The sequence below is a fragment of the Mesorhizobium sp. M0751 genome (assembly GCF_040320265.1).
In the GTDB taxonomy this organism is placed as follows: Bacteria; Pseudomonadota; Alphaproteobacteria; order Rhizobiales; family Rhizobiaceae; genus Mesorhizobium.
On sequence record NZ_JAMYPH010000021.1, the window covers coordinates 18,574 to 33,473 of the forward strand.

The 14,900-nt window shown below is 65.0% G+C and carries 13 protein-coding genes; 7 read left to right on the forward strand and 6 right to left on the reverse strand.

From position 1 onward, the window contains the following. Nucleotides 1–150: 150 nt before the first annotated feature. On the forward strand, nt 151–822 hold the full coding sequence (locus NKI19_RS26285) for an LON peptidase substrate-binding domain-containing protein (RefSeq protein WP_023675985.1): 672 nt from the start codon (nt 151–153) through the stop codon (nt 820–822). 204 nt (nt 823–1,026) lie between these two features. Then, on the forward strand, nt 1,027–1,266 hold the full coding sequence (locus NKI19_RS26290; protein WP_352491696.1) for a Trm112 family protein: 240 nt from the start codon (nt 1,027–1,029) through the stop codon (nt 1,264–1,266). A 90-nt stretch (nt 1,267–1,356) separates the two neighbouring features. Here the strand turns inward: NKI19_RS26290 and NKI19_RS26295 are convergent, their stop codons facing one another. Genes NKI19_RS26295 through NKI19_RS26305 form a run of 3 tightly spaced genes read right to left on the reverse strand, consistent with a single transcriptional unit; the run spans nt 1,357 to nt 7,170 of the window. After that, nucleotides 1,357–4,665, reverse strand: a complete 3,309-nt coding sequence (locus tag NKI19_RS26295) for an error-prone DNA polymerase (RefSeq protein ID WP_352491695.1) — start codon at nt 4,663–4,665, stop codon at nt 1,357–1,359. Continuing rightward, nucleotides 4,662–6,140 (reverse strand): DUF6504 family protein, encoded by a 1,479-nt coding sequence (locus tag NKI19_RS26300; RefSeq protein ID WP_352491694.1) that lies wholly within the window; start codon nt 6,138–6,140, stop codon nt 4,662–4,664. The genes NKI19_RS26295 and NKI19_RS26300 overlap by 4 nt, the downstream gene beginning before the upstream one ends. After that, on the reverse strand, nt 6,073–7,170 hold the full coding sequence (locus tag NKI19_RS26305; RefSeq protein WP_352566675.1) for an ImuA family protein: 1,098 nt from the start codon (nt 7,168–7,170) through the stop codon (nt 6,073–6,075). The genes NKI19_RS26300 and NKI19_RS26305 overlap by 68 nt, the downstream gene beginning before the upstream one ends. A 183-nt stretch (nt 7,171–7,353) precedes the next feature. Here NKI19_RS26305 and NKI19_RS26310 point away from each other — a divergent pair, with 183 nt between their 5' ends. Continuing rightward, nucleotides 7,354–7,776 (forward strand): metallopeptidase family protein, encoded by a 423-nt coding sequence (locus tag NKI19_RS26310; protein WP_023721935.1) that lies wholly within the window; start codon nt 7,354–7,356, stop codon nt 7,774–7,776. Between the two features lie 164 nt (nt 7,777–7,940). Here the strand turns inward: NKI19_RS26310 and NKI19_RS26315 are convergent, their stop codons facing one another. Then, complete coding sequence (locus tag NKI19_RS26315) at nt 7,941–8,147, reverse strand: DUF1737 domain-containing protein (RefSeq protein ID WP_352491692.1); 207 nt, start codon at nt 8,145–8,147, stop codon at nt 7,941–7,943. Between the two features lie 28 nt (nt 8,148–8,175). Then, nucleotides 8,176–9,057 (reverse strand): HpcH/HpaI aldolase/citrate lyase family protein, encoded by an 882-nt coding sequence (locus tag NKI19_RS26320; RefSeq protein ID WP_352491691.1) that lies wholly within the window; start codon nt 9,055–9,057, stop codon nt 8,176–8,178. 278 nt (nt 9,058–9,335) lie between these two features. Here NKI19_RS26320 and NKI19_RS26325 point away from each other — a divergent pair, with 278 nt between their 5' ends. The 4 genes from NKI19_RS26325 to NKI19_RS26340 are packed head-to-tail and all read left to right on the forward strand — an operon-like array spanning nt 9,336 to nt 14,348. Further along, complete coding sequence (locus NKI19_RS26325) at nt 9,336–10,880, forward strand: DUF4153 domain-containing protein (RefSeq protein WP_352491690.1); 1,545 nt, start codon at nt 9,336–9,338, stop codon at nt 10,878–10,880. Nucleotides 10,881–10,884: 4 nt separating this feature from the next. Beyond that, nucleotides 10,885–11,577: a response regulator gene (locus tag NKI19_RS26330; protein WP_352491689.1), complete on the forward strand. Its 693-nt coding sequence runs from the start codon at nt 10,885–10,887 to the stop codon at nt 11,575–11,577. After that, a complete protein-coding gene (locus tag NKI19_RS26335) occupies nt 11,565–13,151 on the forward strand; it encodes an ATP-binding protein (RefSeq protein WP_352491688.1) in 1,587 nt (528 codons plus the stop codon). The genes NKI19_RS26330 and NKI19_RS26335 overlap by 13 nt, the downstream gene beginning before the upstream one ends. A gap of 30 nt (nt 13,152–13,181) precedes the next feature. Then, nucleotides 13,182–14,348: an NAD(P)/FAD-dependent oxidoreductase gene (locus NKI19_RS26340; RefSeq protein WP_352491687.1), complete on the forward strand. Its 1,167-nt coding sequence runs from the start codon at nt 13,182–13,184 to the stop codon at nt 14,346–14,348. On the opposite strand, the gene NKI19_RS26345 is transcribed toward NKI19_RS26340, so the two are convergent. Further along, nucleotides 14,326–14,871, reverse strand: a complete 546-nt coding sequence (locus NKI19_RS26345; RefSeq protein WP_352491686.1) for an SRPBCC family protein — start codon at nt 14,869–14,871, stop codon at nt 14,326–14,328. The two genes, NKI19_RS26340 and NKI19_RS26345, sit on opposite strands and share 23 nt — an antisense overlap. Nucleotides 14,872–14,900 lie beyond the last annotated feature (29 nt).

The window sequence follows — 14,900 nt, forward strand, 5'->3', positions numbered from 1 at the left end:
GTTTTGTCGCGCGGGCTTGCGGTGGGCGGCAGCTGCGCCAGATTAGGTTTTCGGACGGCGTTTGATTTCAGATTTCCGGTGTTGCGCCTTGTGCCGGCCGGGAGGAGACGGATTTGGTGCGCTTCCTGACAAAGCGATCGGAGGATTGAGGTGCAGGCGGGAAACGCGCATTACCGACTCGCTGCGGACTTACCATCGACCATGCCGATCTTTCCGCTCGAGGGCGCATTGCTGCTGCCTGGAGGCCGCATGCCGCTCAACATCTTCGAGCCGCGCTATCTGCAGATGGTCGACGAAGCGATCGCCGGGCCGCGGCTGATCGGCATGATCCAGCCCAGCCTCGACGGTGCGCTGCGTCCCGACGGCGAGCCGGAGCTGTGCAATGTCGGCTGTGCCGGGCGCATCATTGCGCTGTCCGAGAGCGGCGACGGCCGTTACCTGATTTCGCTGCAGGGCGTGTGCCGGTTCCGCATTGTCCAGGAGCTCACGGTCAAAACGCCGTTCCGCCAGTGCCGATTGGCACCTTTTCTCGCCGATCTCGACGAAGAGCAGGCAGACGCCGAGATCGACCGGCCGGCGCTGCTCAAAGCGTTTCGCGCCTATCTGCAGGCCAACGATCTGGAGGCCGACTGGGAAAGCGTCAGCCGCGCCGAAAACGCCATGCTGGTCAACGCGCTGTCGATGATGGCGCCCTACGGGCCGGCCGAGAAGCAGGCGCTGCTCGAAGCGGCCGATCTGAAGACACGCGCCGAAACGCTGATCGCCATCACCGAAATGGCGCTGGCGCGAGACAATGAGGATTTCGGTTCGAGTTTGCAGTAGGCTCTTGCCTTCTCCCCTTGTGGGAGAAGGTGGATCGACGCGCAGCGCCGAGACGGTTGAGGGGTGCTGGACGGAGTGCCGTCGGTGCCAGGCTGGAACACCCCTCATCCGACCGAGCTACGCTCGGCCACCTTCTCCCACAAGGGGAGAAGGGGAGGCCGCGCTCGAAACCTGAAGCAGTTCCCTTGTGGAAGGATGGATCGAATGGCGGATGGACGTGACGGGAACAGGACTGTCGATCCCAAGCTGCTGGAACTGCTGGCCTGTCCGCTGACCAAGGGGCCGCTTGCCTGGGATCCGGAGCGCGGCGAGCTTATCTCGCGGGTGGCAAAGCTTGCCTATCCGGTGCGGGACGGCATTCCGATCATGCTGCCATCGGAGGCGCGCGTCATCGCCATAGACGATGCAATGCCACCGCCGCCGCGCCTGGGTGGAACGGGATAAGGCCGGTCTGTAGCGATCTTTCGCACCCCCCTCTGTCCCGCCGGCATCAAAGTTCAGCACCGCAGCAGCGCTCTGACGAAGACAGCGGGCCTATTGAAAATTGCGTCCCTTGGGCATGACCTTCTCCGCCTTTCCCAATAGTTCCGTTTGCGCGATGCTGCCCGGCTGAGCCTCGTCTGCACTGCTCGAAGGCTCATCCGCAGGTCCTGCCTCTTCCAGCAGCACCGACAGCCACGGCGTCAGATCCTCGACCTTCTCGGCGACGATATGGATGACGTCCGATTCCGATTGCAGCTTGCCGGTGACGCGGATGAGACGTGCGCCCATGACGATGGGGCGGAAGCGGTCGAAAGTCCTTTCCCAGAAAATGATGTTGGCGACTGCATTCTCGTCTTCCAGCGTCAGGAAAATCGCCTTGCCATTGCCCGGCCGCTGCCGCACCAGCACGAGGCCGGCGACCGAAACGCGCCGGCCGTCCCGCACCTGGCCGAGGCGCGCATTGGGCGTAACGCCGGAACGATCCAGCCTTTGACGCAGGAAGGCGACCGGGTGCGCCTTCAGCGACAGGCCGAGCGAGCGATAATCGTGGACGACGTGCTCGCCGAGCGGCATTGTCGGGAGCCTGGTTTCTGGCTCGAGATCGCGCAAGCGGATCGCCGGCTGATCGAACAGCGGCAGCTTTTCGGCGGCACTCTTGCCGTCGAGCGCGCGGACCGCCCATAGAGCGTCGCGGCGGTTCAATCCAAGCGAGCGGAAAGCGTCGGCCTGCGCCAATTTTTCGATCTCGTCGACGTTGAGGCCCGAGCGCAGCCAGACGTCGCGCACGGATGCATAGCCGGCGCCGCGCCTCGACACAAACGCTTCCATGCGCTCCTTCGACAGCCCCTTGACCTGGCGAAAGCCAAGCCGGACGGCATGGCTGGTCCGGATGACGCCGCGCATCTGGGCATGGCGGTCAAGGATACGATCCGGATCGAAAGGCGATTGCTCCAAGGCGCAATCCCAGCCGGAAAAATTGACGTCGACCTCGCGGATCTCGACACCGTGGTCATGCGCGTCGCGGACAAGCTGGGCCGGCTGGTAAAACCCCATCGGCTGGGAATTCAGGATCGCGGCGCAGAACACGTCGGGATAGAAGGTCTTGAACCAGCAGGAGGCATAGACCAGCAGGGCGAAGGAGGCGGCGTGGCTCTCGGGAAAGCCATACTCGCCAAAACCCTCGATCTGCTTGAAGCAGCGCTCGGCGAAGTCTTTTTCGTAGCCCTTGGCGACCATGCCGTCGACCATTCTCTTGCGGTAATTGCCGATCGTGCCGGTGCGCTTGAATGTCGCCATGGCGCGGCGCAGTTCATCGGCCTCGCCCGGCCTGAAGCCGCCGGCGACGATGGCGATCTTCATCGCCTGCTCCTGAAACAACGGCACGCCCAGCGTCCTGCCGAGTATTTTTTCCAGTTCCGGCTTGGGATATTCGGGTTTTTCCTTGCCTTGCCGCCGGCGCAGATAGGGGTGGACCATGTCGCCCTGGATGGGGCCGGGCCGCACGATTGCCACCTCGATGACGAGGTCGTAGAAGCTTTTCGGCCGCAGCCGCGGCAGCATCGACATCTGCGCGCGCGATTCGATCTGGAAGACGCCGATCGTATCGGCGCGGCAGATCATGTCGTAGACATGTTTGTCCTCGGCCGGCAGAGTGGCCAACACATAAGGCCGGCCGTACGCGTCCCGCGCTTCCGGATAATGCTCCCGGAGCAGGGTGAAGGCGCGCTGCAGGCAGGTCAGCATGCCGAGCGCCAGTACGTCCACTTTAAGGATTTTCACCGCGTCTAGATCATCCTTGTCCCACTCGACCATCTTGCGCTCGTCCATCGCCGTCTTGACGATGGGTACGATCTCGTCGAGCCGGTCCCTGGTGATGACGAAACCGCCGACATGCTGCGACAAATGACGGGGAAAGCCCATGATCTCGTTGGCGCATTCGATCACATGCCTTGTCGATGGATCGGTCTGATCGAGGCCGCCGGCCTTTGTCTCCTTTTCACCGAGCTCCGAGGTCGACCAGCCCCAGATCGAACTGGACAGCGCGCCCCGGACGTCGTCCGACAGGCCCATCGCCTTGGCCACTTCGCGCATCGCCGAGCGGCCCCGGTAGCTGACGACGGCGGCGGCCAGCGCGGTGCGCTTGGTGCTGTATTTGGAATAGATATACTGGATGACCTCCTCGCGCTTTTCATGCTCGAAATCGACGTCGATGTCGGGCGGTTCGTTTCTTTCCTCGGAAATGAAGCGCTCGAAAAGCGTGTCGATCTTGTCCGGGCCCACTTCGGTGATGCCGATGCAGAAGCAGACGATCGAGTTGGCGGCGGAGCCGCGCCCCTGGCAGAGAATGTTCTGGCTGCGAGCGAATTTGACGATGTCGTGGACAGTCAGGAAATAGCGCGCGTAGTTCAGGCGCTCGATCAGGGCGAGCTCCTCCTCGATGCGCTGCGTCACAAAAGCCGGCACGCCCGAGGGGTAGCGGATGGCGGCACCCTCCTTGGCCAGCCTTTCCAGCTCGGCCTGCGGCCCGAGGCCCGATTCCGTCGGCTCGTCGGGATAGTTGTATTGCAGGTCACTGAGCGAGAAGGTCAGCTCGCCGGCAAAACGCAGCGTTTCCGCCAGCGCTTGCGGATGTCTGCGGAAAAGCCGTGCCATCTCCACCGGCGGCTTTAAGTGACGTTCGGCATTGGCCGCCAGCTCCAGCCCCACCTCGGCGACGGGCACATTGAGGCGAATCGCCGTCAGCACGTCCTGCAGCGGGCGCCGTTCCGACGTATGGTAGAGCACATCGTTGGTCGCCATCAGCGGGATGCCGGCCAGCTCCGCCATCACCGCCGCCTGCTCGATACGGAAGCGGTCGTTGCCGCGGTAATCCGGCGAAACCGCCAGCCGCAGGTTTTCACCGAAGCGATCCCGGAGCCGGCTAATCAAAGCGAGGCTATCGCTCGCCCCCGCCGATAGATCCGGCAGGATGGCCAGCGACAGGAGATCGCCCCATTCGAGAAGATCGCTCTGTTTGAGGAGCGTCGCCCCTTTTTCGTTTTCGTCACGCAGATTGGCCTGCGTCAGCATGCGGCAGAGATGACCCCAGCCCTTGCGGTCTTGCGGATAAGCGAGGATGTCCGGCGTGCCGTCGCAAAAAACCAGGCGGCAGCCGGGATGATAGGAAACACCCTCCACCTTGGCCTGCTGCCAGGCGCGCACCACGCCCGCCACCGTGTTGCGGTCGGCGAGACCGATCGCCGAAAACCCCAGGAATTTTGCCGCCACCACCAGCTCCTCCGGTTTCGAGGCGCCGCGCAGGAACGAGAAGTTCGACTGGATGCCGAATTCGGCATAAGGGATGGCCGTCAGCGCATTCATGCGAAGATCCCATGCATGAACCAGCGCGGCGAAGGCTGCGAGGCGCCGTAGAGGCCCTGGCGATAGAGCCAGTAACGGCGGCCGTCGGCATCCTCGATGCGGAAATAATCCCGGGTTGGCTCATCTTCTCGTCCCGCCGCCTCTCGCCACCATTCCGGCGCGATGCGCTCCGGCCCTTCGGCGCGCGCGACCCGGTAGAGCGCGCGCCGCCAGCGGAAGTTCAAAGGCGGGCCTTCCGGCATTTCGGTGGCCGGCACCTCGATCGGCTCGGGCGAACGGAAAAGCCGGATCGGCCGTTCCGGCTGGAAGACGGTCGAGGGAGCGTCCTTCGCCTTGTCGGGCTGCTTCGGCGGCGAGCTTCTCTGCGGCGCCTCCGTGAAGGGAAGGGTGGCGACGGCGCGCTCCGGCAAATGGCTCTCGACGGCGACCGGCTTCAAGACCGCGCCTTCGCCGAGCCGGGCGCGAATGCGGTCGGCAAAAAGCGCGATATCGGCACCGTCGTCGTTCGTCTCGCCGGCAAGGTCGGCCTGCTGCATGTCGAAGGCGGCGACAGTCAGCACCGAAAGGCGCACGAGATCGAAGCCATAGCCGGCGTCGATATCCTGTTCGAGCGCGGCAAGCCTTTCGTGGAACAATTTCTGGATCAGCCGCGGCTCGCGCAGAGGCCGCGAGGTGCCGACGGCGATGCGGCTGACGCCGCCATCGACGCGGAAAAGCAGCAGCGCCAGCCGCCTTGCGCCCTCGCCGCGACGCTCGAGGTCGCTCTTCAAGGTGGTCGCCAGCATGCCGGTCAGCCGCTCGATGTCCTCGGTCAGCATGATCGGCTCGGCAAGGTGACGCTCGACCGAAAGCGGTGCCACCGGCAGGCGCGGCGACACGGCCTCCTCAAGGCGGCCGAGCGCCTGGTCGAGGCGCAAGAGCAGCGATGCGCCGAAGCGGCGGGCCAGCGGCGCGCGCGGTGCTGCCATGACGGCGCCCGCCGTGCGCAGGCCGACGCTTTCGAGGCTGGCGCGGACCTCCGGGCCGATGCGCAGCGCCGCCAGCGGCAAGGGCGCGAGAAGCGCTTCCTCCTCGCCATCGGGAACGATGCGGTCGCCGGCAAACCGCGCCGCCGCCCAGGCAGCACCAGGCGTGGCGGCAAGCCCGGCGCGGACATCGAAGCCCTGATGGAAAAAACGCGACAGGATATCGTCCAGCATCGAGCGTTCGCCGCCGAAAAGATGGGTGCAGCCGGTGACGTCGAGATAGAGGCCGTCGGTCCCGTCGAGCGCCACCAGCGGGGTATAGCGGTCGCACCAGTCGGCGAGGCCTTCGAGCAGGCGCCGGTCGGCCTCCGGATCGGCCTCCACGATGTCGATCGAGGGATGCATGGCGCGCGCATCGGCTATGCCCATGCCGCGCTTCAGATTAAGCGCCTCGCCCCGCTCGTCGAGGGCGGCGATGCGCTGGGTGTTCCCTTGGCGATGGCTGATCACGAGCGGTGGGTGAGATGGCGGCAGGTGATCCGACGGCCGGGAACGCCAGGACCGCCCCAGACGCTGCCGCAGGATCCTCTCGGCGGCGAGATGCGGAAACCACAGGGACAGGACTCTTTGGCCGTTCTGGGGTCCATTCCTGAGACCTTCTTTCCTCGCCCCGTCTTTCTTCGAATATGCGTTCATCGGGGTTCCACTCCAGTGTGAATTTTCCGGGCAAGGCCGTGCGGCTCTTGCCGATGGTGACGGTGAAGGCGGGCCGGCCGATCGAGCCGGCGAGCGGGCCGGCGAGCGTCTCGCGCGCTGCCGCCGGTGCCGGCGACAGGACGAGGCGGACCGGTGCTGCCGTCGGCTCGGGCTCGCCGGCCTGGCGCAGCAGGAACAGCGGCCGGCCGGCACTCTGCGCCCGGGCGTGCAGCCGCCGCGTCGCGGTGAGGTCCAGCCGCTGCGGGCTGCCGCGGATTTCGAGGATGACAGCGGCCAGCGCCGTCATCCTGGCAGCCTCCTCGGCGACCCACAGCGCATCGGGTAGCCTTGGCGCCTCGGAAAACAGCAATTGCTCCGGCTCGATGCCGAAGAAGGCGTGAAGCCCCCGGGCATAGGGAAAGCCGGCCTCGCGGAAAACCTCGGATGTGCCGATCCACAGCACCGGCAGTCGCGGCCCCTGACTGAGGATCAGGCTGACGAGCGACAAGGCAAAACCGGCGACGGCCCCGGCATCGCGGGTCGCGGCGCCATGAAACTCGCTCAGCGCCGCCTTCGGCAGGCCGCCGCTCAGCGCAGCATCGAGGCGCTCGGCGCCGGTGCGCAAAAACGCATCGGGCGGCGCCACGGCGAGGCCGCGGCGGACAATGGTCAGATTCCGAGCGGGTGCCGGATGCCGAGAGGGTGCCGGACTCTGACGAGGGACATCCGCGTCAAACGACGAACCGGCCGGCGCCTCCAGGCGTTCGGGCAAGGTCCCTTCGATCTTCGCGATCTGGCGGCGCAGGGCAAAAACAGTCTCCCGCGCCACGGCGCTTGTCGCCATGACGGTCAGCTTCCACTCACAATTGTTCCTGTTATGTTCCTATAGATTCCAGAGGCCGCCCGAAGAGTCAAGCGGAGTCATGGAGAATTTATTCCTGTAGTTGGGGCATGACACGGGCGCTCCAGTCCGATCATTTGCCGAGTCCGGCCTGAAAGCCTATATGCCGGGATCAAAGGACAAAGCATGGCTCGCATCTACCAAACACGCATCTGGCACGACCAGCTTTCGCCAACGATGGAGGAAATCGAGCTCCTGGCGCTGGAGGCCTATGCCCATCTGCCCGAGGAGTTTCGCAAGCTGACCGGCGAGATCGTCATTCAGATCGCCGAATTCCCGACCGACGAGATCATGGACGACCTTTCGCTGGAAACGCCCTTCGACCTGCTCGGCCTGTTCGAGGGGCGCGGCATCGCCGAGCGCTGGAATCCGCAGACCGGCGAGGGGCCGAACCGCATCACGCTCTATCGCCGCGCCATCCTCGACTACTGGGCCGAGAACGAGGAAACGCTGGGCGACATCGTCACCCATGTGCTGATCCACGAGATCGGCCACCATTTCGGCCTGTCGGACGACGATATGGAGAAGATCGAAGAGGCAGCGGAGTAGGATGTGCTGATATTCAGGTGATGCCGGCCTGCGAACGGCGGTTTCCTGCGCTTCCGGTGCTCACGTACCCAAAAGTACGCTCCGCTCCGGTTCTCGGAATCCACCATTCTCGGCGCGGCCTGACCTGAATCTCAACACACCCTGCTTCGGCGCTTTTGCAAAGCCTACCAGTCGCTGAGCTTGGTGTCGGGGCCGTATTCCTGGCCCTCGATGTCCTTCACCACCGCCTGGGCGCAGCGCATGGTCTTGGCCTCCTTGTCATAGGCATAGGTCGGCGAGCCGAACAGGTGCCAGCCCTTGTTGAGCGCCGCCGTCACCTTGTGGCAGAAGCTGGCGTCGTCCGGGCCGGACAGAAAGCGGTAGAGTTTCATTCTTCAATCCTGTCGTCAGTTGCGATAATCATGCGCGAACAGCGGCGGCCTTCGCCAGCAGTTTTTCGGCCTGCGCCAGATGCAGCCGCTCGACCATCTTGCCGTTCAGCGCAACTACCGCCCTACCGGTATTTTCGGCGAGCGCGAAGGCTTCCTTGATCGTGCGCGCCTCGGCCAATGCTTCAGGCGACGGTGCAAAGGCGCGGTTCGCGGCCTCGATCTGGGCTGGATGGATCAGCGACTTGCCGTCAAAACCCATGGCGGCCGCTTCCGTGCACTCGCGCGCAAAGCCGTCCATATCGCTAAAATCATTGAAGACGCCATCGAGCAGGTCAAGGCCGCCGGCACGCGCCGCGAGCACCATCTGCATCAGCCATGGCACGAGATAGCGCCGGTCGGGCGTGGCGAGAATGCCTGTGTCCTTGACCAGATCATTCGTTCCGGTAACGAAACAAACCAGTCGAGAGGCCGGATCGCGGCCGAGCTCAGCGATCGGCCCGATGTTGAGCAGCGCCTTGGGCGTCTCGAGCATCGCCCACAGCTTGACCTCGTCCGGGATAAAATTGTCGTCGAGCACGTCGCCGGCCTCGAGGATGTCGCGGGGCGTATCGACCTTGGGCAGCAAGATGGCGTCGGGTGTGCATTTGGCCGCGGCCAGCAGGTCGGCGCCGCCCCACTCGCTCGACAGCGCGTTGATGCGTACGACCATCTCGCAGCGCCGATCGGAACGGCCGGCGAAAATCGCCGCCAGCTTTTCGCGCGCGGAAGGCTTGTCAACCGGGGCGACGGCGTCCTCGAGATCGATGACGACGGCATCGCAGGCCAGCGACGGGATTTTTGCCAGCGCCTTGTCGTTCGAGGCCGGGACGTAAAGCACCGAGCGGCGCGGGCGATAGCTTTCGGTGGTCATCTCCGATCTATGCCGCCTGCAGCCGGCCGAGGCAAGCCGTGCACAAAAACTGCACGCAATTTCGGAAAATCTCCTCGTCTCCGCCCCGCTTGCCGCCCGACAGAATGCGACAGGGGCGGCATGCAAGAAAAAACGAACTCCCGTTGGTCCCTGCCGTACCGGCTTCGCCGCGAAAGCTGGTGGCTCGTCGATCCGCCCCAGACTTTGGCAACCCTCCTCCCTTTCGTCCGCAAATCCCTGCCCACCGGCCGCATCAAAGCCACCGAGAAAGCCCGATCATGATAGTATTCCTCTCGGCGGCGCCGAGCTATTGCAGCCGCTTCGGCATTGCCGTCCTGCTCGTCGCGCTGGCTGATTTCTTTTTCTATGGCCAACCGGCGGGCATCACACTTTTCCTGTTCGGCGTTGCGATTGCCGCGGGGAGCATGGCTCTCCATCCTCTCGGCGTCTTCAACGATGGCAGGTTCTGGTTCAAGCCGGTTGCGCTGCTTGTGGCGCTGCTGCCGCTTGTGGAAAATGTCAGCGCACTGTCCGTCTCGATCGCGCTGGCGGCGACGGCCATCTTCGCGCTTTCACTGGCCGGACGGTTGCGGCGCGGCCTTGCCCGCGTCGCCGGCCAACTCTCGCTGTTCCTGCTGGCAACGCCATTTCGGCTCGTCCTGGATTTCCTCCGCTGGCGCACGGCGGCGCGGCGGCTTGGCCGGCGGCGCGTGCGCCTTGCGGCGATCGCCGTCTGGGTCATGCCGCTGAGCCTCGGCGCGGTGTTCCTCGCCCTGTTCGGCGCCGCCAATCCGGTCATCGAATACTGGTTCTCGCTGATCGACCTGATGGCACTGCTCAACCTCATCCAGCTGCCACGTCTCGCCTTCTGGCTGTTCGTGCTTGCCGGCGTCTGGGCCTTTCTGCGGCCGCGGCTGCCGCGCTTGTTCCGCCGCCGCAAAGTGTCGCCAGCCAGCGCACCGGCGACGCCGGCCACCAGGACCACCATCGAAGACATCGTCTTCGGCAAGGCCGCCATTCTCCGCGCGCTTGTTGTCTTCAACATCCTGTTCGCGGTGCAGAGCGCACTCGACGCCACCTATCTGTGGGGCGGTATCGCGCTTCCCGACGGGCTGACCTATGCCGCCTACGCGCATCGCGGCGCCTACCCGCTGATCGTCACGGCGCTGCTGGCCGCCGGCTTCGTGCTGGCGGCGCTGAGGCCGGGAAGTGCGACCTCCGGCGATCCGCTCATACGCCGGCTGGTTTATGTGTGGGTGGCGCAGAACATCCTCCTGGTGATCTCGTCGATCCTGCGGCTCGATCTCTATATCGGCATCTATGCGCTGACCTATTGGCGTGTCGCCGCCTTCGTCTGGATGGGGCTGGTGGCGGCGGGCCTTGTCCTGATCATCGCCCGCATCGCGCGCGAAAAGTCCAACGAATGGCTGCTTTCCGCCAATCTTCTGACGCTATCGGCGACGCTCTATGCCTGCTCGTTCATCAACTTTGCCGCGCTGATCGCCAACTACAATGTCGACCATTGCCTCGAAATGACCGGCCAAGGCACCCAGCTCGACGTCTGGTACCTGCGCTCGCTCGGCCCCGGCGCCTTGCCGGCCCTCGATCGCTTCGTCCAGCACCAGAGCAGGACGGTTTCTGCGGAGGATGCCTCCATCCGCGAACTCGCAGGCTGGTATGCACAGGACGAAGCACGCTTCCGCGCCGGCCAGGAAAACTGGCGCGCGTGGAGCTTTCGCAATTGGCGGATCAATCGCACCCTCGACAGGCGTGGCGCATTCGTGGTTCCTCCGATGTCCGAACCCTTCATGCCGGGCCGCTGATTTGATGCCGCACCACATACTGGTCGCCGACGACGATCCGCACATTCGCGAAATCATCTGCTTCGCACTGGAAAAGGCCGGCATGAAAACGCTGGCGGTGCCGGACGGCGCGGCTGCCTTGCAGGCGATCGAACGCCGTGCGCCCGATCTCGTCGTGCTCGATATCGGCATGCCGGAAATGGACGGACTGGAAGTGTGCCGGCGGCTGCGCCACACATCCGACGTGCCGGTGCTGTTCCTGTCCGCGCGGGATGAAGAGATCGACCGCATCCTGGGGCTGGAGATGGGCGGCGACGACTATGTCACCAAGCCGTTCAGCCCGCGCGAGCTGGTCGTCCGCGTCAACGTCATCCTGCGGCGCGCCCGGCCCGCGCCGGAACCAGCTGACGACCGGCAATTCTCGCATGGCAGACTGTTGCTGGTTCCGGCAAGCCATACAGGCAGCTTCGACGGCAAGCCGCTGGCGCTGACCTCGATCGAATTCGCGATCCTGAAAGGATTTCTGGCGCGGCCGGCGCATGTGCTCGGCCGTGACTTGGTGATGGCCAACGCCTATGCCGCCAACATCCATGTCGCAGACCGCACCGTCGACAGCCATATCCGCAACATCCGCGCCAAGCTGGCGGCAGTCGGCTGCCTCGATGCAATCGAGACCGTGCACGGCGTCGGCTTCCGGCTGGGTAAATGCGGGAGTTGAGCGCCCAAAAATGGGTTGGCAGCAAATGGCGGCCTCGGCTCGCCACGGTCGTCATTGCCATCCTGATGATGGTGATGGCGTTGCCGCTGGCCGGCCTGTTCTTCTTCCGGCTCTACGAGAACCAGCTGATCCGCCAGACCGAGGCCGAGCTGATCGCACAAGGTGCCGCCCTTGGCGCGATCTATGCGCAAGAGGTCCGTGAGGCCGGCCTTGCCCCGGAAAAGCTCGGCACACCCATACCTCCACCCAGTACAAGGGATCGGGCTTCTCCCTACCAGCCGATCGAACCGCGCCTCGATCTTGCATCCGACAGGATCCTGCCGACCCGGCCCGCAGCCATCGCGGCCAGCGTCGATCCTGCCTTCGCGGCAATCGGCGCACGGCTGTCGGGCATTCTTGTCGAGACGCAAAAGACTACGCTTGCCGGCTTCCGGCTGCTCGACCCCAGAGGCGTGATCATCGCCGGCCGTGAGGAAGCCGGCCTGTCGCTCGTCGCCGTCGAAGAAGTTCGCGCAGCACTTGCCGGCCGCTACGCCAGCGCGCTCAGGCTGCGGGTTCCCGACCAGCCGTCGCCGCCGCTCTATTCGGTCAGCCGCGGCACCAAGGTTCGCGTCTTCGTCGCCATGCCGGTTGCCGTCTCCGGCAAGGTCGCCGGCGTCGTCTACCTGTCGCGGACGCCGAACAACATCGTCAAGCATCTCTATGGCGAGCGCGGCAAGGTGGCGCTGGCGGCAATCGCCATCCTCGGCGGCGCACTGCTGATCGGGCTGGTCTTCCTGCGCACCGTCAGCAGGCCGATTTATGCGCTGATGGAACGCACGAAACGCATCGCCGCCGGCGACCGCGAGGCGATCAGGCCGCTCGATCACCACGGCACGCGCGAAATGGCTGCGCTCTCCGCTGCTTTCCTCGACATGGCCGAAAAGCTGCACGCTCGCTCCGACGGCATCCAGACCTTTGCCACCCACGTCTCGCACGAGCTCAAATCGCCGCTGACGGCGATCCGGGGGGCCGCCGAACTGCTGCGCGATTCGGGCGGCGCGATGGACGAGGTCGAGCGGCGGCGGTTTTCGGACAATATCGTCACCGATGCCGGCCGGCTCAACCTGCTGGTGCGACGCCTGCTCGACCTGGCGCGCGCCGAAAATCTCGAGCCGAGCGGCGAAAACACGTCGCTTTGTGCGGCACTGGCGCTGCTGCCGGGCGACGACAGGCTGGCGGTACGCCTCGAGGCGGGCGCCGATATCGGCCTGCGCATGTCGGCTGAAAACGCCGCGATCGTGCTGGCCAATCTCATCGACAATTCGGCGCGGCACGGCGCGACGCTGGTTTCGGTCACGGCAGCAAGCGCGGACGGCAAGGCCACCATTGTGGTGGACGATGACGGCGCCGGCATTTCGCCCAGCAACCGAGGCCGCATCTTCGAGCCGTTCTTCACCACGCGCCGCGATTCCGGTGGCACCGGCATGGGCCTCGGCATCGTGCTGGCCCTCCTGAAAGCGCATGATGGCACGATCCGGCTGGTTGACTCGGCGAGCGGCACGCGCTTCGAGATCATCCTGCCGGCGGCGTGACTCGGCGGTTCAGATCGGAAGGGCGAAAAGGTGCACTACGACATCGTCATCATCGGCGGAGCTATCGTCGGCTCCTCGGTCGCCTATTATCTGCGCGAGGAAGGGTTTTCGGGCTCGATCGCGCTTGTCGAGCGCGACCCGCAATTTTCCCATGCGGCGACCACGCTGTCCTGCGCCTCCATTCGCCAGCAGTTCTCGATCCCGGAAAACATCCGGCTGTCGCAGTTCACGCTGAAACTGTTCCGGCGGCTCACGGAAGAGTTTGGCGCGGACGCCGATATCGGTTTTCGCGAAGGCGGCTATCTCATCCTTGCCGGCGAGAACGGGCTGCCGATCCTGCGAGCCAACCACGAGGCGCAGATGGCCGAGGGCGCCGACATCGTGCTCGAGGATGCCGAGACGCTCGTCCGCCGCTTTCCGTGGCTGTCGGTCGAGGGCATTTCCGCCGGCGCCTATGGCCGCAGCGGCGAAGGCTGGTTCGACGCGCATGCGATGCTGATGCTGTTCCGCAAGGCACTGCGGACGAAGAACATCGATTTCATCACGGCGTCGGTGACGGGTATCGAGCGGCTAGGCGGCCGGGTCAGTGGTGTATTTCTGGACAATGGCGAGCGGCTCGAGGCCGGCACCGTCGTCAACGCCGCCGGGCCGAATGCCGGCAAGGTGGCAGCAATGGCCGGGCTGGCGCTGCCGGTGGAGCCGCGCAAGCGCAACGTCTTCGTCTTCGAGGCACGCGAAAAATATGACGACATGCCGCTGCTGGTCGACCCGAGCGGCATCTATGTCCGGCCGGAGGGCTCGGTTTACATCACCGGTGGCGCCGAGCCGGAAGAGGGCGAAGGACCAGCCGATCCCACCGACTTCGACCCCGACTGGCCGCTGTTCGAAGAGGTGATCTGGCCGGTGCTGGCGACCCGCATTCCGGCCTTCGAGGCGATCAAGCCAACGCGCGCCTGGGTCGGCCATTACGACTACAACACGCTCGACCAGAACGCGGTGATCGGCCCGCACCCCGAGGTCGGTAATTTCCTCTTCGCCAACGGTTTCTCCGGCCACGGCCTGCAGCAGGCGCCGGCGGTCGGCAAAGCGCTGGCCGAACTGATCGTGCATGGCGGCTATCGCACGGTGGATTGCTCCGCGTTTGGGTACAGCCGGGTCGCTGAAGGGCGGGCGTTCAGGGAACTGAATGTAATTTGACGCTGGCGCGAAGCGATGCGTCGCTCGGTAGATCAGCCGCCACCAAGCCGCCTGCACCAAGATACGCCTGAAGCCAGCCCAGCACCCTACCCCAGCCTTCCGCATGCTCGGTTGCGGCTTCAGCGAGGCCGGCAAAGCCGCCATGGCAGATGGTGACGCGTGTGCCGCCGGCGATCGGCTCCAGCAGCCAGGCGACTTTGGTTTCGCGGCGGCCAAGCGTCGGATGGTCCCAGTCGTATCTGCGCGTCTGCACGATCCGACGCGGCCCCTCGATCTCCAGGAATTCACCGCTGGCGGGCAGGTGTCTGCCAGCCGCGGTCTCGACAGTAACGCTCCAGCGGCCGCCGACGTGGAGGTCGGCCGCCCATCCGGTCATCCGGTAAGTCTTGGCGGCCCCCCACCAGCGTTCGACCTCGCGTGTAGCGAGCGCGTCAAAGATCCGCTCGGGCGGCGCGCAAACATCGGCGCTCGCCATAACGGTCTCACCATTGGTCATGCTGTGCACCGCGGAACCGTGCATCATCTGTCCTCCAGAAACGTTTCGCCATCGAA

What these genes read in the sequence shown, in the direction of transcription:
- NKI19_RS26290 (WP_352491696.1), top strand. Translation starts at nt 1,027, where the DNA reads ATGGCGGATGGACGTGACGGGAACAGGACTGTCGATCCCAAGCTGCTG.
- NKI19_RS26295 (WP_352491695.1), bottom strand. Translation starts at nt 4,665, where the DNA reads ATGAATGCGCTGACGGCCATCCCTTATGCCGAATTCGGCATCCAGTCG.
- NKI19_RS26305 (WP_352566675.1), bottom strand. Translation starts at nt 7,170, where the DNA reads ATGGCGACAAGCGCCGTGGCGCGGGAGACTGTTTTTGCCCTGCGCCGC.
- NKI19_RS26310 (WP_023721935.1), top strand. Translation starts at nt 7,354, where the DNA reads ATGGCTCGCATCTACCAAACACGCATCTGGCACGACCAGCTTTCGCCA.
- NKI19_RS26315 (WP_352491692.1), bottom strand. Translation starts at nt 8,147, where the DNA reads ATGAAACTCTACCGCTTTCTGTCCGGCCCGGACGACGCCAGCTTCTGC.
- NKI19_RS26320 (WP_352491691.1), bottom strand. Translation starts at nt 9,057, where the DNA reads ATGACCACCGAAAGCTATCGCCCGCGCCGCTCGGTGCTTTACGTCCCG.
- NKI19_RS26325 (WP_352491690.1), top strand. Translation starts at nt 9,336, where the DNA reads ATGATAGTATTCCTCTCGGCGGCGCCGAGCTATTGCAGCCGCTTCGGC.
- NKI19_RS26330 (WP_352491689.1), top strand. Translation starts at nt 10,885, where the DNA reads ATGCCGCACCACATACTGGTCGCCGACGACGATCCGCACATTCGCGAA.
- NKI19_RS26335 (WP_352491688.1), top strand. Translation starts at nt 11,565, where the DNA reads ATGCGGGAGTTGAGCGCCCAAAAATGGGTTGGCAGCAAATGGCGGCCT.
- NKI19_RS26345 (WP_352491686.1), bottom strand. Translation starts at nt 14,871, where the DNA reads ATGATGCACGGTTCCGCGGTGCACAGCATGACCAATGGTGAGACCGTT.